We start from the raw sequence: 23602 nt of genomic DNA on the forward strand, positions 1-23602 counted from the left end.
CCTTCTCCCACCAGCGCACTGGGTGTTGCCGACTATGTTACGTATGGCCCAAGAAGCTCTTACGTTCGATGACGTATTACTCGTACCCGGCTACTCCGATGTCCTTCCCAAGGACGTCAGCCTCAGGACTCGCCTGACCCGCAACCTCTTCCTCAATATCCCGCTCGTTTCCGCCGCCATGGACACCGTTACCGAAGCTCGCCTGGCCATCGCCATGGCGCAGGAAGGCGGTATCGGTATCATCCACAAGAGCATGACCATCGCGCAGCAGGCTGCCGAGGTGCGCAAGGTCAAGAAGCACGAGAGCGTGATCGTCAAGGATCCGGTGACCGTCGGGCCCAAGGCCAAGCTGACCGATTTGCTGGCCATGGCCAAGGAATATGGCTTCTCGGGCTTCCCGGTGGTGGAAGGGGAAACCCTGGTGGGTATCGTGACCGAGCGTGACATGCGCTTCCAGCCCAATCACGGCGACAGCGTGGCCGATATCATGACGCCTCGCGAGAAGCTAGTCACCGTGGCCGAGGGCACCGAGCTGTCCGTCATCAAGGGCAAGATGCAGGAGCACCGCGTCGAGAAGATGCTGGTGGTGGATGATGACTTCCGCCTGCGTGGCCTGGTCACCTTCCAGGACATCGAGAAAGCGCGCACCTTCCCTCACGCCGCCAAGGACGCCGACGGCCGCCTGCTGGTCGGCGCCGCCGTGGGGACCGGCCCCGAGACGCCGGATCGTATTGCTGCACTGGCCGAGGCCGGCGTCGATGCGGTCATCATCGATACCGCCCACGGTCATTCCAAGGGCGTGATCGATCGCGTGGCCTGGGTGAAGGAGCATTACCCGCAGATTCAAGTGATCGGTGGCAACATTGCCACCGCCGAGGCCGCCAAGGCGCTGGCCGAGGCGGGCGCCGATGGCGTCAAGGTGGGCATTGGCCCGGGGTCGATCTGCACCACTCGCATTGTGGCCGGTGTTGGCGTGCCGCAGATCACCGCCGTTTCCAACGTGGCCGAGGCGCTCAAGCCCTACGACGTGCCGCTGATCGCCGATGGCGGCGTACGCTTCTCCGGCGACCTGGCCAAGGCCGTGGCCGCCGGCGCCAGTTGTGTGATGGTGGGTGGCCTGCTGGCCGGCACCGAGGAAGCGCCGGGCGAGGTCGAGCTCTACCAGGGCCGGACCTACAAGGCCTATCGCGGCATGGGCTCGATGGGCGCGATGTCGCAGACCCAGGGCTCCAGCGACCGTTACTTCCAGGACAAGAGCGAAGGCGTCGAGAAGCTCGTGCCGGAAGGTATCGAGGGTCGTGTGCCCTACAAGGGCGTGATGGGCGCCATCGTCCATCAGATGATGGGCGGGCTGCGTGCTTCCATGGGCTACACCGGCTGCCGCGACATCGAAGAGATGCGCACCAAGCCGGAGTTCGTGAAGATCACCGGTGCCGGCTTCAATGAATCTCACGTCCACGACGTGCAGATCACCAAGGAAGCCCCTAACTACCGAGCGGGCTAACGCCCGCTCGAGACGGAAGAGGGAAGGGAGAAGAAGGAAGAACATCTTCCCTCTTCGCTCTTTCCTCTTCACTCTTTTCCGGCAGTGCCTTTGTCCGGGCACTCGAATTCATTACGGCGGTGGCCCCCTCCATGACCGACATTCATGCCCACAAGATCCTGATCCTCGATTTCGGCTCCCAGTACACCCAGTTGATCGCCCGCCGGGTGCGCGAGATTGGCGTCTACTCCGAAGTGCGCGCCTTCGATATCACCGAGGACGAGATTCGCGCCTACAATCCCAACGGCATCATCCTCGCCGGTGGCCCGGAATCCGTTACCGAGCTCGAGTCCCCCCGTGCGCCGCAATGCGTCTTCGAGATGGGCCTGCCGGTGCTGGGTATCTGCTACGGCATGCAGACCATGGCCGAGCAGCTTGGCGGCGGCGTCGAAGGTTCGCAGAAGCGTGAATTCGGCTATGCGCAGATTCGCCTCGACGGCGAGAGTGCCCTGTTCGAGGACATCGCCGACCATATCGAGGACGAGAGCGGCAAGCGCCTGCTCGATGTGTGGATGAGCCACGGCGACAAGGTCGCCCGGGTGCCGGAGGCCTTCAGTGTGATCGCCTCCACCGAGAGCTGTCCGATTGCCGCCATGGCCTGGGAGGAGAAGCGCTTCTATGGCGTGCAGTTCCACCCCGAGGTGACGCATACCCTGCAGGGGCAGCGCATTCTCGAGCACTTCGTGCTGGGCATCTGCCAGGCGGAGCGTTGGTGGACGCCGGCACAGATCATCGAGGATCAGGTCGCCCGAGTGCGCGAACAGGTGGGCGATCGCCACGTGCTGCTGGGGCTTTCCGGTGGCGTCGATTCCTCGGTGGTGGCCGCGCTGCTGCACAAGGCCATCGGCGACCAGCTGACCTGCGTGTTCGTCGACAACGGCCTGCTGCGCAAGGACGAAGGCGATCAGGTGATGAAGACCTTCGCCAACCATATGGGCGTGCGGGTGATCCGCGTCGACGCCGAGGAGCAGTTCCTGTCGCGCCTCGAGGACGTGCAAGACCCCGAGGCCAAGCGCAAGATCATCGGCAACACCTTCATCGACGTGTTCGATGCCGAGGCAGCCAAGATCGAGGGCGTGGAATTCCTCGCCCAGGGCACCATCTACCCGGACGTGATCGAATCCGCCGCCGCCAAGACCGGCAAGGCGCATGTCATCAAGTCCCACCACAACGTGGGCGGCCTGCCCGAGACCATGAAGCTGCAGCTCGTCGAGCCCCTGCGCGAGCTGTTCAAGGACGAGGTGCGCAAGCTCGGCGTCGAGCTCGGCCTGCCCTACGACATGGTCTATCGCCACCCCTTCCCGGGGCCGGGGCTCGGCGTGCGCATCCTCGGCGAGGTGAAGAAGGAATACGCTGACATCCTGCGCGAGGCCGACGCCATCTTCATCGAGGAACTGCACAAGGCCGACTGGTACCACAAGACCAGCCAGGCCTTCGCCGTCTTCCTGCCGGTGAAATCGGTGGGCGTGGTCGGCGACGGCCGCCGCTACGAATGGGTCATCGCCCTGCGCGCCGTGGAGACCATCGACTTCATGACCGCCCGCTGGGCGCACCTGCCCTACGAGCTGCTGGAAACCGTCTCCAACCGCATCATCAACGAGCTGGAAGGCGTCTCCCGCGTCACCTACGACGTCTCCTCCAAGCCGCCCGCGACCATCGAGTGGGAATGAGTGATACTAAGTCTTACCGATATGTGTAACATTAAGGCCCCTTATGGGGCCTTTGCGTATGAATTATGTATCTTTGTTAGAGAGCTTTTGTTTCGAATGAATTTATAGGAAAGCTAGCAATTGGTAATGTCCTTATTGACTGAGGGCATGATAGAATTTGAGCGCTGCATGGATAGCTTTGGTATGTTGAAGGTAGGGTTTTTTATGAGAGGCTTATAAAAAAGAATAAATCATAAAAGATAAGGTGCTGGTGCTGAGTTTAGTTCAGCTTATTGGTTAAGGCTTTGTTTTTATGTTTTGGTTTTTCTTGTAAAAGGAAAGAAGATGGCTAGGTTTTTTAAAAAAGTGTTTCAATAATCAAGAGCATTATTTTTTGGTGAACATGTAACTGAAAATACTTATACGGAGAATGGGGTTATATGTATGGCTTTGGTCGTAATAAACCGACTTCTATTTTTGATTTAAAAGGATGGTTGGTGTTTTTTAATATAGAGTTGGATGGGGTTTTAAAGTTTTCGTATTCGCAGAACTTTAGCACCAGTTTAGCTCTTTCTGAAAATGCTTCCCTTATTGAATCGGCCGTTTTGGCACTTGAAGATCGCTACTTTTTTACCCATAAAGGCATTGACTTTAGGTGTTTTTTTAGAATCGCGTCTCAGTTTTTTAGGCGCAAAAGGCTAGGTGGAGTTAGTACTATTGAGCAACAGCTTGTTAGAACTGTATTAAATAGAAAGGAAAGGAGACTAGGTAGGAAGTTTAACGAAATGGTTGTTGCTAGGCTTCTATGGTATCACATGAATAAACGTGAAGTACTTGGAGCTTATGTTTCTTGTGCTTACTATGGGTATAAACTGAATGGGTGTGATGCAGCTTCCAACTTCCTTTTCGGTGTCAAGTCTCGTGAGTTGAATGTAGCACAAGCAGTATTTATAGCCAGTTTACTTGTTTACCCCCTGCCAAAGGCTGTAAGGAATAGTTTGCCTAAGCAGGCAGAAGTTGATCAAATTCTTCGTCATGCGAGAAGTATAGACTTATTATGGGCGAATAAGATGGAACGTAGGTTTAGATACGGGTTGGAGTTAATGTCGAATGTTGATTAACCGAAGAGCTAGGTAGATAGTAGTAAATTTCTCCCTGTTTTCGAAGTTTGTTGTGGGGTTTTTGTTTGTGAAGGTTGAAAACTCATTGCGCCTAACTTTTTTGAGCAAGGTGTCCACAAATTTGTTTAACTCCCAGTTGATCTCTTTTAATTCGCTATGAGCGCTAGTTAGATTAAGAGAACAGGAAGCACTGAAGATTTTTCGATTATTGTTCGCCAGTCGGTTTTGGAAGCGCTTCTCGTAATTGAGCATGACCTCATTGCTAAAAGAATATTTCAACCCCATGCATATCTTATAGTATTCTTCATTTATTTCTTTTACGCTGGATTCGTAGGGATCTCTATTGTAAGAGTCGTCATGTTTCTGGAGCGCTGTGATTAATGTGCTCTGATGGTATATTCTTTTACCAACCACCTCCGAAATCTGTTCAATTAAATCGTAAGCTTTTTTCTTTTCGCTGTCTAATGTTTTAATTTTTTCTTGATTTTCCCAGCCGCGGTGCTGAATCCATGCCGTGCCTGCCGCAATCATTAAGCCGATGAATAGGCTTTGGAGAAAACCAAGTATTTGAAATATTAAATAAGCGGAAATAACATAGAAACTAGTTGTAGTTAGTGAGTAGGTTTTGGTTTTAGCTTTGAGTTGCATAAAATTGCCCCTAAAAAACCTGAGGAGTTCGTTAATGGTGGCTACCAAAGTGCTTTTTATGCACTTGTAGCATCCTACTATATTCTAATGTGTGACCGAGGGCTAGCTTGCAACTATAGCTCAAGCTCAGAACGGCGGGAGGTAGGCTTTGCGGCACATACGGCCAGTTGCTTCGCCCACTCTGATTTACGTGAGCGGCCAGGTGGGCGGCAGAACGACAGCATTCGAATGTAATGACCCCTGGTTTCTGCACACCCTACGCGGCTAATGCCGGGTGTGCTCGGGGTGCCACATAGTCCAGAGACTGATGTGGCCGCTCTTCGTTGTAGTACCGGATCCAGCGATCGATCACGACCCTGGTTTGCCCCAGCGACTCGAAGCGATGGAGCCAGATGCACTCTTCCTTCAAGGAGCGGAAGAAGCGTTCCACGAGCCCGTTCTGTTCCGGTGTATACGGCGTCGTGAATTCCTGGGTCAGGCCATAGGCCTTCACCGTGCCCGTGTTGTAGTGCCGGCTGCTGAAGACCAGGCCGTTGTCGGAGCGTAATGCCAGCGGTTGCTGAACACGTCCCAGTGCCCCCAGTCGATAGATCAGCGCTTCCTCTAGTGCGGCCTCAGCCGTCTTGCTGCCATTGGCCGATAATCGCCAGCCGAGGATCTCACGCGTACAGCAGTCGATGATCACCGCTAGGCTGGCTCGCCGATCCTTTCCACACCACACGTGGGTGAGATCGGTCGCCCATCGCTCATCAGGCCTCGAGGCGACGGATGGCAGACTCTTGGCACGCGAGCGGAAGCCTGAGGCCGCTTGCGCACCTGCTAGCCCTTGAGCTGCAGGATGCGCTGGATCGGCTTGCGGCTCTCACCCAGGACGCACGCCAGTCGCCGATAGCCATAGGTGAGGGCCTGCTTCACCCTACTGGCTAGCTCAGTATTGATCGCTCACGGTAATACAACGTCCGGCGGGGAAGCTCCAGCCACCGACAGAGCTTGACGAGCGAGACCACATGGTCCTCCTGGGCCATTTCCGCCTGCAGCGACCTTACGAGTTCTCGTCCTCGTCGAGCAGGCGTTTGAGTTTTTTTAGCGCATAGATCTGCAGATAGGCCTCGCTCAGTGCCTCCTTGGTCTCCCGGAGCTCGGACTCGTACTGCTCACGGATGTTCTTGGGGCGGGCCTTGAGCCCGTTTCCATGCTGCGCTGGGCCTCATCGATCCAGCCCTCGACCTCGGAGACGGTGAGATCATACTGGCGAGCCACCTCAACAGCCGTGGTCTTACCCTTGAAGATGTCCATGACCACAGCGGCTTTGCGCTTCGCAGTCCATCGTTTGATGGCGGGCGTCGTTCATCCTGTCCTCCTGATGGCTGCACTATACCCTGTGCAGCTATGGAGGGGGGAGTTCAGTAATGTGTATTTCTTTAAATGACTTCTGTGGTATTTATGTCAAAGATTACCTCTAAAAGGAAGTTTGATATCTCATTTCTTGATCCATTGTTAAATAGTTGTGATAATCTTGTGCTTTTTGATATTTTAATAAGGCAGTCCCTTGCTAACTGATCACAGTGTTGTGAGATCTTTTTGAGTTCTTTTTGCTTGCTGTCCAACATGTCGCCGTGCACTGCTTTAGATCTTATTGAGTATGCTTTTTTTAGAAGTGTGTAGTGATGGATTCGTTCTGTAGGCTGTTTGCTTAAGAAAAAAGATACGCGCTGAGAAAGCTGGTGGGAAAGCTCCGAAGAGTCTGTGCTGAAAAGGGTTTCGAAAAAGCTGCAATAGTTCGCTATTTTAAATCCAATGTCGCGATTGTTTCTGGCTTCTCTAATGTGATGATTCGCGACCGTCAGCCTTCCTAGATGTTTTTTTAGGGCAGTGTCTTCAGGGAAGTTTTTCTCTTTTATAGCGGATATGCTAATACCGTACTTGTTTTTTAGTTCTTTTGCCTCTTTTAGCGTTATTTTTAGGGCCTTGTTCTCTCCAGATGCACTGGAGTTGAAGACAGGTAAGCAGTTGCTAGAGGTTAAGTCGAAGCCTGTCCCTAGAGCGAAAGCCAGCTGACAATTAGCGCTATTGTCTTTCCAGAGCCAGGTTTTGTAAAGAAAGCCTTGTACTTCCCTTAGGAAGTCGAGGAGTTCAGTATCCGGATTAAAAGGAGTGGAGAAGTTTTTGGTGCTAAAGATTACGGGTCTTCCAGACGTTAAATGTAAATACTCCAAGGATCCCAGGTTTTTAATATGTTTTTCAGTAAAAAAACTTGAGAAGTGTTTTTTGTTGTTTGTTAGAAAGAGGTTGTCGTTTATTTCTTCGGGTTCTTTTGATAGTTCTTTTATTTCAAAGAAGTCAAGAGCTGTTATGAATGCGACTTTTAGAGGGGTGAGGGCTGGCATGTCCTTCCTTTTTTAATGTCTTTTGATTTTGGTTTTTTATTTTATTTGGTTCGCTTTTTGGTGTCTAGGTGTAGGGTTTCGGATAATCAGGTGAACTGTAGAGTTTGTCCCTTTATAGATGGATTCCGGTGTCACATCGGATTCGCGCAGATCGCTGGGCTTAGCGATGTTGATCAGCATGTGATGTCTCCACTGGCGGTGGACGTTGACGCGACGATTCTCGGCATCGTGACGCGGGCGCCTCGTCAAACCGCTGACGGCAGGATGACAGCTTTGTCATATGGAACGAGGGACAGGCCCTGACGATTCCTGGCCGATGGCTGACTTTCAGACAACCATGAAAAGCATGGGCGGTGCGCCTGCTAAGCTACGCATTCAGTGTGCTTTCGATGGCGGAGAAGACGATGGCCTTCCACAATCCAGATCCGAAGATGCGGGCGGTGGAGCAGCGCAATGCCCGATTGCGGGCTGATCTTTTTGCTAAGCTGTTTGGCGGCGCTTGGCACAGGCTTCGCCAGGACGCCCGGCGACTGTCGAGGGGTCGATACCGCGACGTCACCATCAGCCGCGGCGCTGAGCAACGGCCAACTCCAGTGTGAAACGAGGGATAGTCTCTGGTTATCTCCAGAACCCGCCCAACGGCGGGTTCTTTTTTGCCTCGCGCCTGACCGTCCGGCTATTCTGCTCTATCAGATTCCGCTTATCTTGCTCAGGAGACCACCATGCCGACCCTTTCACGCCGCCAGGTCCTCGGGACCATGACCGCCGCCGGTGCCATGCTCGCCGCGGGCCAGCCAGCGTTCGCCGCCGCGCCCACCACGTCCGCTGATGCGACCGACCTCGGCCAGCGACTGGCGGAACTGGAGCGCGCGGAGGACGACCGCGTGGGCGTGGCGCTGATGAACGTGGCCACCGGTGTGGTGGCGAGCCACCGGGGGGACGAGCGGTTCCTGTTCAACAGCACCGGCAAGTTCTTCATCGCCGCGGCGGTGCTGGCCCGCGTGGACGAGGGTAGCGAGACGCTGGATCGCCGCATCGTGATCGAGGAGGGCGATCTCGTCGGCTGGACGCCGATCACTGAGAAGCGGCTGTGGGCGAGCCCGGCCTGACCATCGCCGAGCTTGGAGCGACAATGCGGCGGCGAACGCGCAAATTGAAAGCGTCGGCGGTCCCGAGGCGGTCACCGCCTTTCTACGCTCCATCGGCGACGACACCACCCGGATGGATCGCATCGAGCCCGACCTGAACACTCACGATCACGAGGGTCATGAGCGCGGCACCACGACCCCGCTGGCCATGATGATGACCCTGCTCAATCTGCTGCTTGGAGATGCCTTGACGCCATCCTAGCGACATCAGCTTGCAGCATGGATGAGCGAGGGCAAGACCGGCGATGCCAGGCTGCGCGCCGGTATGCCGTCGTCCTGGCTGGTCGGTGAGAAGACTGGTACCAACGGCGAGGGCAACGCCCACGATATCGGTATCGCCTGGCTGGGCGATCACGGCGCGGTGATCGCCGTCGCCTATACCCTGATGCCCAGTGTGACCGGCACGCAGCGCGACGAGACCAGCGCCGCCACTGGCCGGTTGGCCGCCGACGTATAATGTCGTTCCTCGGCAGTATCGGGCGTGGCCCGTTTTTCTCTCAAACTCTTATTAATGTTCATATATGAATGTAAAAGGCATTTAAATGTTCATATATGATATGTAAGATTGGTTGTGTACTTGACGTTAGCTTGCCCAAGTGCTCAAATTTGAATCCTGTGAGAAGATTATCGGTCATATTTGGATGGTGTAGACATGGAATCCTCAGGTTCCAAGCGTTCCGGTACTCAGGTGGCGATGCCGTCGCCCGTGGCGCGCGCCTTGGGTAATCTCGGTCATGATCTTTCGATGGCTCGTCGCATGCGCCGCATGACGCAGGAAGACTTGGCGCAGCGTATCGGCACATCGCTGAGTACGGTCAGGCGCATGGAAGACGGTTATCCCGGAACCGCGTTGCACACCTTCCTGCGTGCCTTGCACGTTCTGGGCCGCCTTGAGGATGTGGTCAGGGTCATGTCGCTGGAACAGGACACCTTGGGCCTGGAGCTGGCCCAGGAACAGTTGCCCCAACGGGTGCGGTCAGCCGGTGGGAAAAAGCCGCAGGCGAGGCCATCGGAGACGATGGTGAAAGAAGACGAGGCCGCGGGTGACGATGAGTTCGAGGGCTTCTGATGGCGACGAGGACACGGTATCGGATGCCTGATTCTCGATGGACCGTGGCCGTATTTCATGGACGGTAAGCCCGACGTCCGTTAGGGCAAGGCAGGGGGCAGGTGGATGAGATCCATTCGTGGAGTTTCGATCATAAGGGCGATGGGACGATCATGAGTCACACACCATTTCAGGCGCTGGCCTGCCCGCTGGATGGCGACCCGCTTCAGCGTCGCGACGGCGCCTGGCGCTGCCCGGCCGGCCACAGCTTCGATATCGCTCGCCAGGGCTACGTGCACCTGCTGCCGGTGCAGAACAAGCGCTCCCGCGATCCCGGCGACAGCAAGGAGATGGTGGCGGCGCGTCGGCGTTTCCTCGAGGCCGGCCATTACCAGCCCATCGCGGAGGCGGTGAGTCGGGCCGTACTGGCGGAGGCGCCTGCTGGCGACACCTTGAGCTGTCTCGATGCCGGCTGTGGCGAGGGCTATTACCTGCGCGAGTTGGCCAGGGCCTGCGAAGAAGCGGCCGGCGGCGACCGATCACTGGCCCTGCTGGGTATGGACATCTCCAAGTGGGCGATTCTCGCTGCCGCCAAGCAATGGAAAGGCGCGATCTGGGCGGTGGGCACCAATGCGCATCTGCCCGTGCAGGCAAACAGTCTGGATCGTGTACTTTGCCTGTTCGGCTTCCCTGTCTACCCGGAGTTCGCGCGCGTGCTGAAGCCGGGCGGTGAGCTGCTGCTGGTCGATGCCGGCCCGGACCATCTGCGCGAGCTTCGCGAGATCATCTATCCCACCCTCAAGCCGCCCCGCGATGGTGATGCTGCCGTGCCCGAGGGCTTCACGCGGCTGGGCAGCGAGACACTCCGCGAATCCATCGAACTGAGCGGTCCCGAGCCAATCGCCGACCTGCTGGCCATGACGCCGCACCTCCACCGCGCCAGCGCCGAGGGTCGGGCGAGGGCGGCGTCGCTGACGTCGCTTCGTCTCACCGTGGACGTTCGGCTGACACGTTGGAAACCTGAAGACGTGGCTTGATCGACCGCCTACTGGGCGCATTTGTTTTATCGACGGCACCGGCGTTCAGCAACGCTTTTCACACCATCAGGCACGAGCCCGATCGTGGCGATCCTTGAGCCAGCTTGCCATGCCTGTGACCACCAACGTGCCGACGATGATGGTCATCGACAGCCAGATCGGAATCTCGGGGATCGCTGCGATGGGGTGACCGCCGTTGATAAACGGCAGCGTGTTCTCGTGCAATGCCTCCAGCACCAGCTTGACGCCGATGAAGGCCAGAATTATCGACAATCCCAGCCCCAGGTAGACCAAGCGCGACAGCAAGTTGCCGAGCAGGAAGTACAGCTGTAGCAGCCCCAACAAGGCGAAGGCATTGGTTGTGAAGACGATATACGGCTCGCGCGTCAGCCCATAGATGGCGGGGATGGAGTCCAGCGCAAACAGGAGATCAGTAAAGCCAAGCGCCACAATGACCATGAAAAGCGGTGTCACCATGCGCTTGCCATCGACCTTCGCCAGCAACCGCTGGCCGTGATATTCATTGGTGACGGGTAGCCAGCGCTGCGCCAAGCGCTCCGCTGGATTGGGGCGGTATATCTCTTCTTCGTCGCTGTCCTCAAAGCTTTCCTTGCCCAGCTTGTAAGCCGTCCAGAGCAGGAAGGCACCGAAGATATAGAATACCCAACTGAACTGATGGATCGCCGCCGCGCCCACAGCAATGAAAACGCCACGCATCACCAAGGCAATGACGATGCCGATCAACAGGGCTTTCTGTTGATGAATACGCGGTACCGCGAACTTGCTCATGATGATCACGAACACGAACAGGTTGTCCACCGACAAACTCTTCTCGGTGATGAAGCCGGCGAAGTACTCAGCGCCGTGCTGCGCACCCCACACCCACCAGAGCCCACCACCGAACGCCATGGCGATGGCGATGAAGATGCACGACCACACCGCCGCTTCCTGGAAGCTCGGTTCGTGCGGCCTGCGGACGTGAAAGAAGAAATCGAAAAGGAACAGTACGATAATGCCGGCCACAGTGGCCAGCCATACCCACAAGGGGACGTGCATGGGTCTACCTCCGGTCAACGGTCAACGTTGCCGAAGGTCTCTCCCGCTCAGCATGCATGCCGAGTTGCTGTCACCGGGGCATTGCGCCCGTGCTGACGATGACCGCACGAAACGGGCCGTTCGACCCGCGTCGGGAATACTCCCCTTCCGCTATGGCGCCATTGTGGGGCGAGGCACACCGCAACACAACATTTATCGTTGCCATGCGGCTATTCTCGGGGAGTATCCACGCGAACCTCTGTTCCTGGTCCGTCCGCTCGAAGGTCATGTGCTGACCTGTAGCGCGGCGCCACTGAACGAGCGGATCGAGATCAATCTATGAAATAAACGCACCCATTGCACGATAGGCGCCGCGGACCTATGGTTCGCGACGCTTGTTCATCTCGAGGAGACTCCATGTTCGCCCCTCTGACATCTCTGTGGCGCGGCTATCGTGATTCGTCGCTGATCCTGCGGGTAACCCTCGCTCTGGTGCTGGGCGCCGTGGTCGGCCTGGTCGGTGGGCCGGCCGTCGGCGAGGCGCTGGCGCCGTTGGGTGAGCTGCTGATGCGGCTCTTGAAGTTCATCATCCTGCCTATCGTGCTGTTCACACTGATGGCGGGCATCAATCAGGGGCAGGCCGGCCGCCTGGGGCGGATCGGCCGCAAGGTCTTTCTTTATTATCTGGTGACCTCGGCGTTGGCGATCATCGTTGGCCTGACGGTGGCCAGCCTGCTGTCGCCGGGGGAGGGCATGTCGCTGGAGGGGGCGGCCTCGGTGTCGGTGCCCGAGAACCCCGGTATTCTCTCGGTGGTGCTGGGCATCGTGCCGACCAACATCATCGGCGCCTTCGCCGAGCAGGACCTGCTCGGCATCATCTTCACCGCCCTGGTGTTCGGCCTCGCCGTGGCTGGGTTGCGGCAATCGGAGACGCATGGCGAGCTGGGCGAGCGACTGGCAGGGCTGATCGAGGCGCTCAACGTCGTGACCCTCAAGGTGATGAGCGGCATCCTGCATGTGGTGCCGGTCGGGGTGTTCGCCATCGTCGCCGGTACCGTGGCCGAGCAGGGCATGGGGACCTTGCTGTCGCTCGGCGACATGGTTGTGGTGCTCTACGTGGCGCTGGGCGTGCACTTGCTGGTTTATATCGGTTTGCTGAAAGGCTTCGGCGTGCCGCTACGGGCCTTCTTCCGCGAGGCACGCACGCCCATGGCGACGGCGTTCGCCACCCAGAGCAGTTCCGGCACTTTGCCGCTGACCCTCGATGCCGCCCGCCGCCTGGGGCTGTCACGAGGCCTCTACGGCTTCAGTCTGCCGCTGGGTGCAACGTTGAACATGGACGGGGCGGCGATCCGCATCGCCATCTCGGCGGTGTTCGCCGCCAATGTGGCGGGGGCGCCGCTGGATTTCGTCAGCATGCTGCAGATCGTGGTCATCGGCACGCTGATCTCGGTGGGCACGGCCGGGGTGCCCGGTGCCGGCATCGTGATGATCGCCACGGTATTCTCCCAGGTGGGCCTGCCCATCGAGGCCGTCGCCTTGCTCACGGCCATCGACGCCCTGGTCGGCATGGGCTGCACTGCGCTCAACGTGACGGGCGATCTGGTTGGCACTGCCCTGATTGGCCGCAGTGAGGGAGAGCGTATCGACGAGTCGGGAAGTGTGGAGGCCGAGGTGGCCTCGCATCCTGAAGGGCCCTGAATCTGAGTATCCAGAATATGGTCGAGGGGTCGAAAGGTAACTTTTAACAGGCTATCTTTCCCCTGTCGGAGGCAGGCGGCGATGTGGAAATGCATCGTCGCGCCCACAACGCACTCGCACAGGAATTCCCATGAGCCAAGATACCGAGTACACCCCGCCGAAGGTCTGGACCTGGAGCCAGGCGAGCGGCGGCCAGTTCGCCAGCATCAATCGCCCCATTGCCGGGCCCACGCACGACAAGGAACTGCCGGTCGGCAAGCATCCGTTCCAGCTCTATTCGCTGGCCACGCCCAATGGCGTCAAGGTCACGGTGATGTTCGAGGAGCTGCTGGCGAAGGGCCACAAAGGGGCAGAATACGATGCCTGGCTGATCAAGATCGGCGATGGCGATCAGTTCGGCAGCGGCTTCGTCGAGGTCAATCCGAATTCCAAGATTCCGGCGTTGATGGATCACGGCACCGAGGAGCCGATCCGGGTCTTCGAGTCGGGCGCGATTCTGCTTTATCTGGCCGAAAAGTTCGGTGATTTCCTGCCGGCGGACTTCAAGGCCCGTACCGAGGCGCTCAACTGGCTGTTCTGGCAGATGGGCAGCGCGCCCTTTCTGGGGGGCGGTTTCGGTCACTTCTATGCCTATGCGCCGGTAAAGCTCGAGTATCCCATCGACCGCTATGCCATGGAGACCAAGCGTCAGCTCGATGTCCTCGATCGCCATCTGGCGGAGCATCGCTACCTGGCCGGCGACGAGTACAGCATTGCCGACATGGCCAACTGGGCCTGGTATGGCCAACTGGTGTTGGGCCGTCTCTACGACGCCGCCGAGTTCCTGCAGGTGGATACCTACGAGAACGTGGTGCGCTGGGCGCGGGAGATCGATGCGCGTCCGGCGGTACAGCGAGGGCGCATGGTCAACCGGACCTTCGGCGAGCCGGAGCTGCAGCTTCATGAGCGTCACGATGCCGGCGACTTCGAGGACAAGACGCAGGACGTTATCGGTTCCTGAACTGCCGGACGTGCACATCGAGTGCCTCGGGCCTATGGTCCGCGGCGCTTATCGTTCCACAGGGGGGGGCGGGGCTCACTCACCAGAACGACGACGCTTCCTCCGTGACGCTTGCGTATCGGGCGCGCGGATACAACGAAACGGGGCCCGCATGAGCGGGCCCCGTTCAACGAACCGCCAGGGTTCGCGTGCTCTCGTGATCTCTGGGATCAGCCGAGAGACTTGATGTTGGAGGCCTGGAGGCCCTTCTTGCCCTGGGTCACGTCGAAGGAGACGCTTTGACCTTCCTGGAGGGACTTGAAGCCTTCAGCCTGAATTTCGGAGAAGTGGGCGAACACGTCGTCACCGCCGTCGGCAGGAGAAATGAAGCCGAAACCCTTGGAATCGTTGAACCACTTGACGGTACCAGTCGTCATTTGAAAATCCTCTCGCGCTAAGCGCCTTGTAAAATTTCTGGTATTACCCAGGATCAGTAGCGGGTACAACAAGAAATACAATTACAGGCTGTCGAAAAGACTCGAATGCTTCTGGAACCATGCTGCTTGCTCACCAACTGGCGCCACGATGTCATGCCGTCCCGCTCAGGTCAAAGACTTTCGAATACTCATGTTGCCACTGGTGTCGGGCTGTTCAACGAGCGGGTGTATCGCGGGTTCGGCCGACCTGGGCGATGCAGGTTCTCTGGGGGCAACCTGGTTCGCCTGTCAGCTATCCGCTGGCGGCTCGTTGAGGGTGTCCTGGTTCCGAGTGCGTTCAGTGAATTCCGAGGGCGATTCGCCCAGCGTCCGGCGGAACATGGTGGCGAAGGCACTAGGGCTGGCGTAACCCAGCGTCAGGGCGATGCGGGTCACCGGCACGCCGGCCGAGAGCTGCGGCAGGGCTGCCAGCAGGCAGGCTTGCTGGCGCCAGGCACTGAACGACAAGCCGGTCTGCTGCTTGAAGAAGCGGGTGAAGGTGCGATGGCTACGGTTGAGGCGCTGGGCCCAGTGCGTCGGTGAACTGTGCAGGTCCGGGCATTGCAGGAAGGCAGTGCATAGCCGCGCCAGCTCAGGGTCGCGGGGCAGGGGAGCGAAGAGTGGCAGTGTCACGCTCTGGCGCAGTTCGTGCAGCATCAGCCGTACCAGGGCGCCGTCGCGACCTTCGACGTCGTAACGGGCGGGGAGCTCGGCCGAGGCAAGCAGTAGCTGGTGTAGCAGCGGGGTGACGAGCAGCACCTCGCATAGCGAGCCGGGCCGCGGCGCGACCGCCGGTTCGATGTACAGGCTACGCGTGCTGACCCCGAGCATCTTCACTTGGTGCGGCTTGCCGGCGGGGATCCAGACCCCGGTATAAGGGGGGACCACCCAGGTGCCATCCTCGGTGCCGACCTCCATCAGCCCCGTCATTCCGTAGAGGAACTGAGCGCGTCGGTGGCGGTGGGTGTCGAGCAGGGTACCGGGCAGATAGTCGGTGCCGATCGCCATGACGTCTCGGGGAATGCCGTCCACATCGTCCAGAGGAATGTTGCGCATGACGTATCTCGATTGGCCTGTACGCGAGCATTATTGACTGGCTGTCGAATGTTGGCCATTTCTTGGTGGCGTACTCTGCGCTCTTATCCTGTCGATGGAGCGCAGTCATGTATTTACTGCTGTTGGCATGTGGTGGCCTGGCCGGTGTCACTACGGTGCTGTTCGGATTCGGGGGCGGCTTCTTCATGGTGCCGCTGCTGTATGCGGTGCTGTCAGCCACTCATGGCGCGGACAGTGCCGTAGGCCAGGCGGCCATGCATATCGCCGTGGCTACCTCGACCAGCGTGATGATCGTCGGCGCCGGTCTGGCCACGCGCCGTCACCATCGGGCCGGCACGCTAGACTGGCGATGGATTCGCCCGTTGGTGGGGTATATCGCCATAGGGGCGATTGCGGGTGCCGCGACGGCGCTGGCGATGCGTGGAGACTGGGTACGCTGGGCCTTCATCGCCTACCTGGCCATCACCATCCTCGACGCACTACTGCGCCCGGGGTTCCTGGCGCGTACGGCGGCACTGCCTCGTACGCCGTCGAACGGTGCGATGGCTGTCTTCGGCCTGGGTACCGGAACGCTGGCGGCCCTGCTCGGGGTCGGTGGCAGCGTGATGACGGTGCCGCTGATGCGTCGTCGCGGTCTGTCGATGGCCCGGGCCACCGCGATGGCGACACCCTTGTCGCTGCCAATGGCGCTCGCTGGCACCGCCGCCTACATGCTGTTGGCTCGGGGAGAGCTCGCAGTGCAGGGACCCTGGCAGGCAGGCTACGTGGATCTTCGTGCCTTTGCGGCGCTGGCGGTTGGCTCCTGGATCGGTATTCGCCTGGCGTCTCCCTGGATAGGACGACTACCCGACGGGATTCACGCCAGGGCCTATCTTGCCCTGCTGGCCGGTGTACTGGCGACGATGGTGGCGCTCTGAGGTGAGAGGCCGGTGGTCGGCATCGTCTACGGGCGGCCCCGCAGGGTGGTATAGCGCTGGCAGGGCGCGGGCTAGCCGTCGATGGTGAGGCGCCTGTTGGCGATGCGGCCGGTGGCGCCGTAGCGCCAGGGGCGGTTGTGCAGGCCGTGGCCGCTCGGCAGGCCGGTGTAGAGCGGCAGCCCGAGCGGGGTCAGGGTCTCGGCGATGATGGCTTCCAGTGGCGTGTCATCAAAGGGCCGGCAGCCCTCGAAGGTGCCCAGGCACACCGCGGCGGCCCGGTCCAGGGCGCCGCCGTGTACCAGCTGCCACAGCGCGCGTTCCAGGCGATAGTAGGGCTCGCCCACGTCCTCGAGGATCACCAGCGAACCGGGCGGGGCGCGAAAGCCCGCCGGGGTGCCGACCAGGCTGGCGAGAGTGGCGAGATTGCCGCCCACGACTGGCCCTTCCAGGGTGGCCGGAGCGTCCGCGTAGGGTGTCAGGGGGTAGTCGAGAGATGTCGGCCCCTGAATCAGCGCCAGGGTCTCCTCGAACTGGCGCCGCACGATCTCCCGTTGATCGGCCTCGTCCTCGAGCACGCCGGCGGCGGCCTTGGCCACCGGACCGTGGATGGCCGGCACGCCGTGGCGGTGGCAGTGATCGAGCAGCACCGTCACGTCGGAGTAGCCGATCAGCGGCTTTTTTGAACGCGCGAGGCGCGACCAGTCGATGCCGTCGACCAGCTGGGCGGCGCCGTAGCCACCGCGCACCGCCCACACCGCCTGGGTTTCGGGGGTGTCGAAGGCGGCGTGAAGCTGGGCCAGGCGATGCTCGCGGCTGCCGGCCAGGTAGCGCCTCGGCGTCTGCAGCGGCTCATCGCAGCGCACCTTGGTGCCCAGTGCCTCCAGGCCGCGGATGCCGGCATCGATGGCCTCGGCAGCGGTGTAGGACGACGGGGCGATGAGGCTGACGGCAAGCAGCATGGAAGACTCCTCGTGAGGCAAGGGTGCAACTCGGCATTGTCGACGGGATGCGGTCGACTGTCACGGGATGATGGCCTGCTGGAGGAGGTCGTGAGCGCCACCTCGCCTGTCGCGGGGTGGCGGGGGGCAGTGGTCAGGGTTTGGGGCCAGTGGTGGCCTGCTCGAAGAGCTCCGCCTTGGCATCGCGCATGATGCCTTCGCAGGCGGCCTGCTGGGTGAGTTCGGTGAGCAGCTCCTGGGACATGACGAAGCCCTTGCCGAGACAGTCGTCGACGTCTTCTCGCGATATCCGAGGCTCGGTGTGACAGTCGAGCTTGATCGTCCTTCCACCGTCGTCCAGACGGTCGGCCAGCTGTCGCAGTCGCCAGGCGAGGCGAGTCTTCCAGCTATCCGATGCTTCCGCGCCTTCGGTCACGCTCAGAGTGCAACGCCATTCGGGCTTGTAGACCTTCATGCGAACCTCCTTATCGGCTTGGAAAGAATGATCGATCGTGGGGCAGGCGCCGTCCGAGGAAGAGCACCGCGGTCGGCTCGGGGTCTGACACCGTCTGCTCAGGTTAGTTGCACCGTGCGCAGTGTGCTCGTCAGCCGCTCCAGCAGGGTGCCGCTGTGTCGCCAGAAATGCCAGTAGAGAGGAACCTCCAGGGCATGGCCCGGCGCAAGGCTGGTCAATTCGCCCCGGGCGACCGGGCCCGGCACCTGCATCATGGGCATCATGCCATAGCCCATGCCGGCGCAGGCCAGGCGCACGAAGCCTTCCGATTCCGGGCAGAGGTGGTAGGGGAAGTGGCCGTGATAGCCGCACTGGGCGAGAAAGCGGTGCTGAAGCTGGTCATGGGGGCCATAGACGATGGCTGGGGCCCGACGGAAGGCCGCTTCGGTCGGGCCGTCGGGGAAATAGCGCTCGATATAGGCTGGCGTGGCCATCGGGTGATAGGTCATCTGGCCCAGCGGCACACAGCGGGCGCCGGCAATCGGCTGGTCGCTGGCGCACAGGCAGGCGGCCACGTCGCCATCGCGTAGCCGTTTCAGTCCTACGTCCTGATCCTCGACCACCAGGTCGAGCAGTACATCCTCACTCTGGCAGAAGTCGCTGACCACCGAGGCCCACCAGGTCACCAGACTGTCGGCGTTCAAGGCGATTCTCAGGCGCGGTGTGGCGACTTCGAGGGTCGGCAGGGTCTTGCCCAGCTCGCGCTCCAGCAGGCATACCTGCTGATAATGGTTGAGCAGCCGTTGCCCGGCCGGCGTTGCTGCCAGGTGCGGGTGGCGCACCAGCACGGGCTGGCCGAGTCGTACCTCCAGGGCCTTGATGCGTTGCGAGACCGCCGATTGCGAGAGCCCCAGCAGTTCCCCGGCGCGTTCGAATCCGCCGGATTCCATGACGGTGGCCAGGGCTTCGAGCAATTTGTAATCGAGCATAAGTATTATTAATACAGCATTAGGAGAATGATTTTTTAGTATATCGGCATGTCGTTAATCTGGCGTCATCTTAGGGAGCCAGTGGAGGACGATGTCGATGTTCGAGAGTTATCTGACCGGGCTGGCGGTGAGTGGTGGCATCATCATCGCTATCGGCGCCCAGAATGCGTACGTACTGGGCCTGGCCGTGCGCCGCGAGTACCACTGGTGGTCGGCCGGGTTGTGCATGAGTACCGACCTGCTGCTGGTGACCGCCGGCATGTTCGGCGTCAGTGCCATGCTGCTGGCGGTGCCCGAGGCCCTGGCGGTGATGCGCTGGTTGGGGGTGGCCTTTCTCGCCTGGCTGGCGGTGCAGGGGCTTTATCGTGCCGCGACCGGGCGTCAGGGGCTGGTGCGTGACGAGGCCGGGGAGCGTGGACTGGCCCCCGTGTTGCTGGCCACGCTGGGCGTGACGGTGCTCAACCCTCAGGTATACCTGGATACCCTGTTGCTGATTCCCTCGGTGGGCGCGCAGCAGGAGAACGCCGCCGCCTTCGTGGCCGGTGCCGGCAGTGCCTCGGTGCTGTGGTTCAGCCTGTTGGCCTGGGGCGGTTCCCTGTTGTCGCCCTGGCTGTCACGCCCCATGGCCTGGCGTCTGATCGATGGCGGCATCGCGGTCATGATGGCCGCCATTGCCCTGCAGTTGGCGGGAACCGGGGTGGATCGGTTCGTCTGAGCTGTGTTGCAGAGATACCGCCATCGCTGCGCAAGCCTCGTCATTACATCAATGACTTCTTATTTGTCGGTGTGTCGCTGCTACACTGGGAATGGCCCGGAGAGGTGGGGTCCGATCATCATGCCCGTCGGCGTTACGCCGCGACGGGCTCCAATGGAAGAGGAGATATCGCCATGCAACGCTTGATCACCATGATTGCTGTCTCACTGTTCGGTGGCGCCTTGATGGCATCGTCGGCCTTGGCCGAGATGGAAGCCACGGCACCGGCGGAGGACGCCGAAGTGTATTTCATCTCGCCGCAGGATGGTGACACCCTGTCGAGCCCCGTCACCGTACGTATGGGACTCGAGGGTATGGGAGTGGCACCGGCGGGCATCGAGGTCGAGAATACTGGCCATCACCATCTGTTGATCGACAAACCGCTGGATGAGGTGGACCTTTCCGCTCCGCTCCCTGCCACCGAGCAGACGCTGCACTTTGGCGGCGGCCAGACCCAGACCACGCTTGATCTGCCGCCCGGCGAGCACACTCTGCAATTGCTCTTCATGGACTACCGCCATATCAGTTTCGACCCGGCGGTGCATTCGGACACCATTACCATCACCGTCGAGTAAGGGACCGATGGTAAGCTCGCCGATACCGGGGCCGTATCGAACCTTTGGCGGCCCCGTGGTCCAAGGAGCATCTCACTGCCATTGCTAGGATGAACTGCCATGAAACGGATGTTTCTATTTTGCTATTTTTTGCTGGCCGCCGCGTTCCTGGTCGGTTGTGCCGCGGTGGAGCGTTCGGGGACAGAGAAGGCCGAGGCGGCACTCGGTGAACTGCCGGCCAGTTTCCGTGGCACGCTGCCATGCGCCGACTGTCCCGGCATTCGCTACCAGTTGTCGTTGTTCGCGGATGGTGTCTATACCCTGGAAACAGTCTACCTGGGCAGTGATGAGGCCAACCGTTTCCACGAGAAGGGCGAGTGGTCACTGGATGGCGCCGGCAAGACGCTGACGCTGACCGACGACGAAGGGGCGCGCCTGTGGCGGGTGCAGGATGCCTCCACTCTGGAGGCGCTGGATCTCGAGGGCAATGAGATCAACTCCTCCCTGGATTATATCCTGAAGCGCACCGATGGCTTCGTTTCCGAGACGCTGGAAGACAGCTACTGGAGGCTCATCGAGCTGAAGGGCGAGCCCGTCGAGGCGTCTCAGGGGCAGCGTGAGGCGCATCTGGTATTGCATTCCGAGGAGAACCGGGTAGCCGGGGCCACGGGCTGCAACCAGCTGTCGGGAAGCTACCGACTGGAGGGTGACCGGCTGAGCTTCGGCCCTCTGGCAACCACTCGCATGGCCTGCATGAACGAGGCCGATGTGGAGTCGCGCTTCCTGGCGGCACTGGAAGACACGACGTCCTACCGCGTGCTGGCTGACCGGCTGGAATTCTACGATGAAAACGGTGAGCTGCTGGCGCTGTTCGCGGTGCAACACCTCACCTGAACGCTAGCGGTTGCTCTCGACACTGACCTGGCCGGCCCCTAGGGCCGGCTTTTTTGCGCTGGCTTTCTGCGAGGCGCTCAAGGCAATTCGCCGCTGTGGAAAACGTTCTGCACATCGTCCAGGTCGTCGAGCATGTCGAGCAACTTCTCGAACAAGGCGACGTCGTCGCCTTCCACCGGGGTGGTGGTCTGGGGCACGAACTGAATCTCGTCGATCTCGAATTCCAGCTCGCCGAAGGCCTCGAGTAGTGCCTGCTTGGCCTTGGCGTATTCGGTGTGAGGGGCAAAGACGGTGATGTGTCCCGCTTCGTTCTCGATGTCGGTGACATCGACATCGGCTTCCATCAGTGCTTCGAGGGTGGCTTCCTCGTCCTCGCCGTTGAAGGCGAGAATCGCGCAGTGATCGAACATGTGGCTGACGCTGCCGGGCGTGCCGAGCTTGCCCTTGCACTTGGTGAAGCAGGTGCGAACATCGCCGATGGTGCGGTTGGGGTTGTCGGTCAGGCACTCGACGATGACCATGGCGTTGCCTGGGCCGAACCCCTCGTAACGGGCCGGGGAATAGTCTTCACCCCCGCCGCCGCTGGCCTTGTCCAGTGCCTTGTCGATAACGTGAGCGGGAACCTGGGCTTTCTTGGCTCGCTCAATCAGTCCCCTCAGGGCGAGATTGGCATGGGGATCGCTGCCCCCTTGCTTGGCGCATACATAGAGTTCACGACCATATTTACCGTATACCTTGGCCTTGGCATCCGACGTCTTGGCCATGGATTCCTTGCGGTTCTGGAAGGCCCTGCCCATTGCATTGTCCTGTTGCCTCTAATGTTGTGCAGGATTCTACGAAACCGCAGGAGGTGGGAACAGTCTTATTTCGGCTTCCCGAAACGACCACCTACACTGGAAACGTTGGTGCGTCGCCCAGCGCAGGCGTTCATGCCGGGAAATGTGCGCCAGGAAACACCCGCTGTTCAGGAGCACTGTCATGGATTATCAGGCCTATCGTCAGGCCCTCGCTGCCACTCAGCAGGGGAGCGAACAGCCGTTCACGCCGCAAGAATTCACGTCGCGCCGCCGCGAGGTGCGTCGTCGAATGCACCAGATGGGCATCGATGCCCTGTTGCTCACCGATCCGGCCGATCTTTACTACCTGACCGGTTATCACACCTTCGAGGTCTCGGTGCATGCCTGCCTGGTGGTGACCGCCGAACGCCTGGTGCTGCAGGTGCCGTCGATCGAGACCGGCCCTGCGGTGGTCACCGCCCTGGTCGACGAGATTCTCGGCTATCGTTGGGAGAGCATCGATGAGGTGGTCGAGCCGCTGGCCGAGACCCTGGCGCCGCATGGCGTCATCGGACTGGATGCCTTCAATGCTGGGTTACGTCACGGCGTGATCGGCGAGCTTCAATCCAGGCTCGGGGCGGCGCGGTTCCGCAACGATGGTGGTGAGCTGCTCGACGGCGTGCGGATCGTCAAGAGCGCGGCGGAACTCGAGTGTCTGCGCGAAAGCGCCCGCATCACGTCCCTGGGGCTAGGTGCGGCGGAGGCGATCATCGAGCCCGGCGTTACCGATAATCAGGTGGCGGCCGAGGGCGCCAGGGCGATGCTGGCGGCGGGCAGCGAGTTCATGAGCCTGCAGCCCATCGTGACCAGCGGGCATCGCAGCGGCACCATTCACGTCAATCACAAGCGCCGGACGATCGAGCAGGACGAGCCGGTGTTCCTGGAGTTCGGGGCGGCCTTCCAGCGTTATACCGCGCCGATGATGCGGACCGTCGTGGCGGGGGAGCCCAGCCGCGACATGCTGGTACTCGGTGAATTGTGTCGGGAAATCGGTGAAACGCTGTGCACGGCCATGCGGCCGGGCAATACCTTCGATGAGGCGGCGTGTGCCGCCGAGGCGGTGCTGGCAACTCAGGCCGAGCGAGTGTTCTTTTCCGGCGTCTTCGGTTATGCCGTGGGCGCCCAGTTCCCACCAAGCTGGGTCGAGGGGACGGGCTTCATCGCACGCGGGCAGATGCGGACGTTCGAGAGCGACATGGTCTTTCATCTGCCGCTCTGTCTGCGCCTGCCGGGTGAGTGGGGCATCGGCCTGAGTGATACCGTCAGAGTCACGCCGGAGGGCGGCGTGGCGTTGACCGACAATGACTGGCGGCTCGCGACTCCGGTCAACGTCAGCTGAGTGGGTGGAAGCGAGCGATTGGTAACGGAGTTGGGTGTTGCTCTTGACCTCAAGCTTACTTGAGGAATTATCTTGCAAGCTCGCATTGCCCGTATTTCT

The 23602-nt window shown here is 60.0% G+C and carries 25 protein-coding genes and 1 pseudogene; 14 read left to right on the forward strand and 12 right to left on the reverse strand.

The window, feature by feature from the left end:
- The first annotated feature begins 34 nt into the window (after positions 1 to 34).
- From guaB to FZZ93_RS07430, 3 genes are all read left to right on the forward strand, one after another.
- Positions 35 to 1504, forward strand: a complete 1470-nt coding sequence (gene guaB, locus FZZ93_RS07420) for an IMP dehydrogenase (RefSeq protein WP_149321691.1) — start codon at positions 35 to 37, stop codon at positions 1502 to 1504.
- Between the two features lie 131 nt (positions 1505 to 1635).
- Positions 1636 to 3213: a glutamine-hydrolyzing GMP synthase gene (gene guaA / locus FZZ93_RS07425; protein ID WP_149321692.1), complete on the forward strand. Its 1578-nt coding sequence runs from the start codon at positions 1636 to 1638 to the stop codon at positions 3211 to 3213.
- Between the two features lie 419 nt (positions 3214 to 3632).
- On the forward strand, positions 3633 to 4313 hold the full coding sequence (locus FZZ93_RS07430) for a biosynthetic peptidoglycan transglycosylase (RefSeq protein ID WP_149321693.1): 681 nt from the start codon (positions 3633 to 3635) through the stop codon (positions 4311 to 4313).
- On the opposite strand, the gene FZZ93_RS07435 is transcribed toward FZZ93_RS07430, so the two are convergent.
- The 5 genes from FZZ93_RS07435 to FZZ93_RS18320 all read right to left on the reverse strand — a co-directional run bounded on the left by FZZ93_RS07435 (position 4293) and on the right by FZZ93_RS18320 (position 7528).
- Entirely contained in the window at positions 4293 to 4961 is a 669-nt protein-coding gene (locus FZZ93_RS07435; protein ID WP_149321694.1) for a hypothetical protein, read from the reverse strand. The genes FZZ93_RS07430 and FZZ93_RS07435 overlap by 21 nt on opposite strands.
- A gap of 256 nt (positions 4962 to 5217) precedes the next feature.
- Positions 5218 to 5736 carry an integrase core domain-containing protein gene (locus FZZ93_RS18410; RefSeq protein ID WP_425460618.1) on the reverse strand — a complete coding sequence of 173 codons (519 nt, stop codon included), beginning with the start codon at positions 5734 to 5736 and terminating at the stop codon, positions 5218 to 5220.
- 338 nt (positions 5737 to 6074) lie between these two features.
- Entirely contained in the window at positions 6075 to 6296 is a 222-nt protein-coding gene (locus tag FZZ93_RS18770) for a DUF1153 domain-containing protein (RefSeq protein ID WP_407650248.1), read from the reverse strand.
- A gap of 86 nt (positions 6297 to 6382) precedes the next feature.
- Positions 6383 to 7348, reverse strand: coding sequence for a HEPN domain-containing protein (locus FZZ93_RS07450; protein ID WP_149321695.1), 966 nt, complete (start codon positions 7346 to 7348; stop codon positions 6383 to 6385).
- Between the two features lie 36 nt (positions 7349 to 7384).
- Positions 7385 to 7528 (reverse strand): hypothetical protein, encoded by a 144-nt coding sequence (locus FZZ93_RS18320; RefSeq protein WP_187774492.1) that lies wholly within the window; start codon positions 7526 to 7528, stop codon positions 7385 to 7387.
- 542 nt (positions 7529 to 8070) lie between these two features.
- On the opposite strand from FZZ93_RS18320, the gene FZZ93_RS18610 reads away from it, so the two are divergent.
- The 4 genes and pseudogenes from FZZ93_RS18610 to FZZ93_RS07475 all read left to right on the forward strand — a co-directional run bounded on the left by FZZ93_RS18610 (position 8071) and on the right by FZZ93_RS07475 (position 10581).
- A complete protein-coding gene (locus FZZ93_RS18610; protein ID WP_149321696.1) occupies positions 8071 to 8457 on the forward strand; it encodes a serine hydrolase in 387 nt (128 codons plus the stop codon).
- A gap of 43 nt (positions 8458 to 8500) precedes the next feature.
- Positions 8501 to 8953: pseudogene (locus tag FZZ93_RS18530) on the forward strand (serine hydrolase).
- Between the two features lie 195 nt (positions 8954 to 9148).
- Positions 9149 to 9565 carry a helix-turn-helix domain-containing protein gene (locus FZZ93_RS07470; protein WP_149321699.1) on the forward strand — a complete coding sequence of 139 codons (417 nt, stop codon included), beginning with the start codon at positions 9149 to 9151 and terminating at the stop codon, positions 9563 to 9565.
- A gap of 152 nt (positions 9566 to 9717) precedes the next feature.
- Positions 9718 to 10581 (forward strand): putative RNA methyltransferase, encoded by an 864-nt coding sequence (locus tag FZZ93_RS07475; RefSeq protein ID WP_149321700.1) that lies wholly within the window; start codon positions 9718 to 9720, stop codon positions 10579 to 10581.
- Positions 10582 to 10647: 66 nt separating this feature from the next.
- Here FZZ93_RS07475 and FZZ93_RS07480 read toward each other — a convergent pair whose 3' ends face one another.
- Entirely contained in the window at positions 10648 to 11637 is a 990-nt protein-coding gene (locus FZZ93_RS07480; protein ID WP_149321701.1) for a TerC/Alx family metal homeostasis membrane protein, read from the reverse strand.
- A 396-nt stretch (positions 11638 to 12033) separates the two neighbouring features.
- Here FZZ93_RS07480 and FZZ93_RS07485 point away from each other — a divergent pair, with 396 nt between their 5' ends.
- Positions 12034 to 13317, forward strand: a complete 1284-nt coding sequence (locus FZZ93_RS07485) for a dicarboxylate/amino acid:cation symporter (RefSeq protein ID WP_149321702.1) — start codon at positions 12034 to 12036, stop codon at positions 13315 to 13317.
- Between the two features lie 130 nt (positions 13318 to 13447).
- Positions 13448 to 14317, forward strand: coding sequence for a glutathione-dependent disulfide-bond oxidoreductase (yghU, locus tag FZZ93_RS07490; RefSeq protein WP_149321703.1), 870 nt, complete (start codon positions 13448 to 13450; stop codon positions 14315 to 14317).
- A 209-nt stretch (positions 14318 to 14526) separates the two neighbouring features.
- On the opposite strand, the gene FZZ93_RS07495 is transcribed toward yghU, so the two are convergent.
- Together FZZ93_RS07495 and FZZ93_RS07500 are read right to left on the reverse strand one after the other, a co-directional pair.
- On the reverse strand, positions 14527 to 14733 hold the full coding sequence (locus FZZ93_RS07495) for a cold-shock protein (RefSeq protein WP_149321704.1): 207 nt from the start codon (positions 14731 to 14733) through the stop codon (positions 14527 to 14529).
- Between the two features lie 288 nt (positions 14734 to 15021).
- Positions 15022 to 15828 (reverse strand): AraC family transcriptional regulator, encoded by an 807-nt coding sequence (locus FZZ93_RS07500; protein WP_149321705.1) that lies wholly within the window; start codon positions 15826 to 15828, stop codon positions 15022 to 15024.
- A 107-nt stretch (positions 15829 to 15935) separates the two neighbouring features.
- Between FZZ93_RS07500 and FZZ93_RS07505 the strand changes: the two genes are divergently transcribed.
- Positions 15936 to 16745 carry a sulfite exporter TauE/SafE family protein gene (locus FZZ93_RS07505; protein ID WP_149321706.1) on the forward strand — a complete coding sequence of 270 codons (810 nt, stop codon included), beginning with the start codon at positions 15936 to 15938 and terminating at the stop codon, positions 16743 to 16745.
- Between the two features lie 71 nt (positions 16746 to 16816).
- Here the strand turns inward: FZZ93_RS07505 and FZZ93_RS07510 are convergent, their stop codons facing one another.
- From FZZ93_RS07510 to FZZ93_RS07520, 3 genes are all read right to left on the reverse strand, one after another.
- A complete protein-coding gene (locus FZZ93_RS07510) occupies positions 16817 to 17704 on the reverse strand; it encodes a S66 peptidase family protein (RefSeq protein WP_149321707.1) in 888 nt (295 codons plus the stop codon).
- 133 nt (positions 17705 to 17837) lie between these two features.
- Entirely contained in the window at positions 17838 to 18158 is a 321-nt protein-coding gene (locus tag FZZ93_RS07515) for a hypothetical protein (RefSeq protein ID WP_149321708.1), read from the reverse strand.
- A gap of 98 nt (positions 18159 to 18256) precedes the next feature.
- Positions 18257 to 19126: a LysR family transcriptional regulator ArgP gene (locus FZZ93_RS07520; protein WP_149321709.1), complete on the reverse strand. Its 870-nt coding sequence runs from the start codon at positions 19124 to 19126 to the stop codon at positions 18257 to 18259.
- A gap of 97 nt (positions 19127 to 19223) precedes the next feature.
- On the opposite strand from FZZ93_RS07520, the gene FZZ93_RS07525 reads away from it, so the two are divergent.
- The 3 genes from FZZ93_RS07525 (at position 19224) to FZZ93_RS07535 (ending at position 21328) form a co-directional block, all read left to right on the forward strand.
- Positions 19224 to 19841: a LysE/ArgO family amino acid transporter gene (locus FZZ93_RS07525; RefSeq protein ID WP_149321710.1), complete on the forward strand. Its 618-nt coding sequence runs from the start codon at positions 19224 to 19226 to the stop codon at positions 19839 to 19841.
- Between the two features lie 173 nt (positions 19842 to 20014).
- Positions 20015 to 20455 carry a DUF4399 domain-containing protein gene (locus FZZ93_RS07530; RefSeq protein WP_149321711.1) on the forward strand — a complete coding sequence of 147 codons (441 nt, stop codon included), beginning with the start codon at positions 20015 to 20017 and terminating at the stop codon, positions 20453 to 20455.
- Positions 20456 to 20554: 99 nt separating this feature from the next.
- Positions 20555 to 21328, forward strand: coding sequence for an META domain-containing protein (locus FZZ93_RS07535; protein WP_149321712.1), 774 nt, complete (start codon positions 20555 to 20557; stop codon positions 21326 to 21328).
- Between the two features lie 77 nt (positions 21329 to 21405).
- Here the strand turns inward: FZZ93_RS07535 and FZZ93_RS07540 are convergent, their stop codons facing one another.
- Positions 21406 to 22125, reverse strand: coding sequence for a YebC/PmpR family DNA-binding transcriptional regulator (locus FZZ93_RS07540; RefSeq protein WP_149321713.1), 720 nt, complete (start codon positions 22123 to 22125; stop codon positions 21406 to 21408).
- A 181-nt stretch (positions 22126 to 22306) separates the two neighbouring features.
- Here FZZ93_RS07540 and FZZ93_RS07545 point away from each other — a divergent pair, with 181 nt between their 5' ends.
- Entirely contained in the window at positions 22307 to 23503 is a 1197-nt protein-coding gene (locus FZZ93_RS07545; RefSeq protein ID WP_149321714.1) for a M24 family metallopeptidase, read from the forward strand.
- Positions 23504 to 23602: the final 99 nt, after the last annotated feature.

This window comes from Halomonas eurihalina, from assembly GCF_008274785.1.
In the GTDB taxonomy this organism is placed as follows: domain Bacteria; phylum Pseudomonadota; class Gammaproteobacteria; order Pseudomonadales; family Halomonadaceae; genus Halomonas; species Halomonas eurihalina.

What these genes read in the sequence shown, in the direction of transcription:
- guaB (WP_149321691.1), top strand. Translation starts at nt 35, where the DNA reads ATGTTACGTATGGCCCAAGAAGCTCTTACGTTCGATGACGTATTACTC.
- guaA (WP_149321692.1), top strand. Translation starts at nt 1,636, where the DNA reads ATGACCGACATTCATGCCCACAAGATCCTGATCCTCGATTTCGGCTCC.
- FZZ93_RS07430 (WP_149321693.1), top strand. Translation starts at nt 3,633, where the DNA reads ATGTATGGCTTTGGTCGTAATAAACCGACTTCTATTTTTGATTTAAAA.
- FZZ93_RS07435 (WP_149321694.1), bottom strand. Translation starts at nt 4,961, where the DNA reads ATGCAACTCAAAGCTAAAACCAAAACCTACTCACTAACTACAACTAGT.
- FZZ93_RS07450 (WP_149321695.1), bottom strand. Translation starts at nt 7,348, where the DNA reads ATGCCAGCCCTCACCCCTCTAAAAGTCGCATTCATAACAGCTCTTGAC.
- FZZ93_RS18320 (WP_187774492.1), bottom strand. Translation starts at nt 7,528, where the DNA reads ATGCTGATCAACATCGCTAAGCCCAGCGATCTGCGCGAATCCGATGTG.
- FZZ93_RS18610 (WP_149321696.1), top strand. Translation starts at nt 8,071, where the DNA reads ATGCCGACCCTTTCACGCCGCCAGGTCCTCGGGACCATGACCGCCGCC.
- FZZ93_RS07470 (WP_149321699.1), top strand. Translation starts at nt 9,149, where the DNA reads ATGGAATCCTCAGGTTCCAAGCGTTCCGGTACTCAGGTGGCGATGCCG.
- FZZ93_RS07475 (WP_149321700.1), top strand. Translation starts at nt 9,718, where the DNA reads ATGAGTCACACACCATTTCAGGCGCTGGCCTGCCCGCTGGATGGCGAC.
- FZZ93_RS07480 (WP_149321701.1), bottom strand. Translation starts at nt 11,637, where the DNA reads ATGCACGTCCCCTTGTGGGTATGGCTGGCCACTGTGGCCGGCATTATC.
- FZZ93_RS07485 (WP_149321702.1), top strand. Translation starts at nt 12,034, where the DNA reads ATGTTCGCCCCTCTGACATCTCTGTGGCGCGGCTATCGTGATTCGTCG.
- yghU (WP_149321703.1), top strand. Translation starts at nt 13,448, where the DNA reads ATGAGCCAAGATACCGAGTACACCCCGCCGAAGGTCTGGACCTGGAGC.
- FZZ93_RS07495 (WP_149321704.1), bottom strand. Translation starts at nt 14,733, where the DNA reads ATGACGACTGGTACCGTCAAGTGGTTCAACGATTCCAAGGGTTTCGGC.
- FZZ93_RS07500 (WP_149321705.1), bottom strand. Translation starts at nt 15,828, where the DNA reads ATGCGCAACATTCCTCTGGACGATGTGGACGGCATTCCCCGAGACGTC.
- FZZ93_RS07505 (WP_149321706.1), top strand. Translation starts at nt 15,936, where the DNA reads ATGTATTTACTGCTGTTGGCATGTGGTGGCCTGGCCGGTGTCACTACG.
- FZZ93_RS07510 (WP_149321707.1), bottom strand. Translation starts at nt 17,704, where the DNA reads ATGCTGCTTGCCGTCAGCCTCATCGCCCCGTCGTCCTACACCGCTGCC.
- FZZ93_RS07515 (WP_149321708.1), bottom strand. Translation starts at nt 18,158, where the DNA reads ATGAAGGTCTACAAGCCCGAATGGCGTTGCACTCTGAGCGTGACCGAA.
- FZZ93_RS07520 (WP_149321709.1), bottom strand. Translation starts at nt 19,126, where the DNA reads ATGCTCGATTACAAATTGCTCGAAGCCCTGGCCACCGTCATGGAATCC.
- FZZ93_RS07525 (WP_149321710.1), top strand. Translation starts at nt 19,224, where the DNA reads ATGTTCGAGAGTTATCTGACCGGGCTGGCGGTGAGTGGTGGCATCATC.
- FZZ93_RS07530 (WP_149321711.1), top strand. Translation starts at nt 20,015, where the DNA reads ATGCAACGCTTGATCACCATGATTGCTGTCTCACTGTTCGGTGGCGCC.
- FZZ93_RS07535 (WP_149321712.1), top strand. Translation starts at nt 20,555, where the DNA reads ATGAAACGGATGTTTCTATTTTGCTATTTTTTGCTGGCCGCCGCGTTC.
- FZZ93_RS07540 (WP_149321713.1), bottom strand. Translation starts at nt 22,125, where the DNA reads ATGGGCAGGGCCTTCCAGAACCGCAAGGAATCCATGGCCAAGACGTCG.
- FZZ93_RS07545 (WP_149321714.1), top strand. Translation starts at nt 22,307, where the DNA reads ATGGATTATCAGGCCTATCGTCAGGCCCTCGCTGCCACTCAGCAGGGG.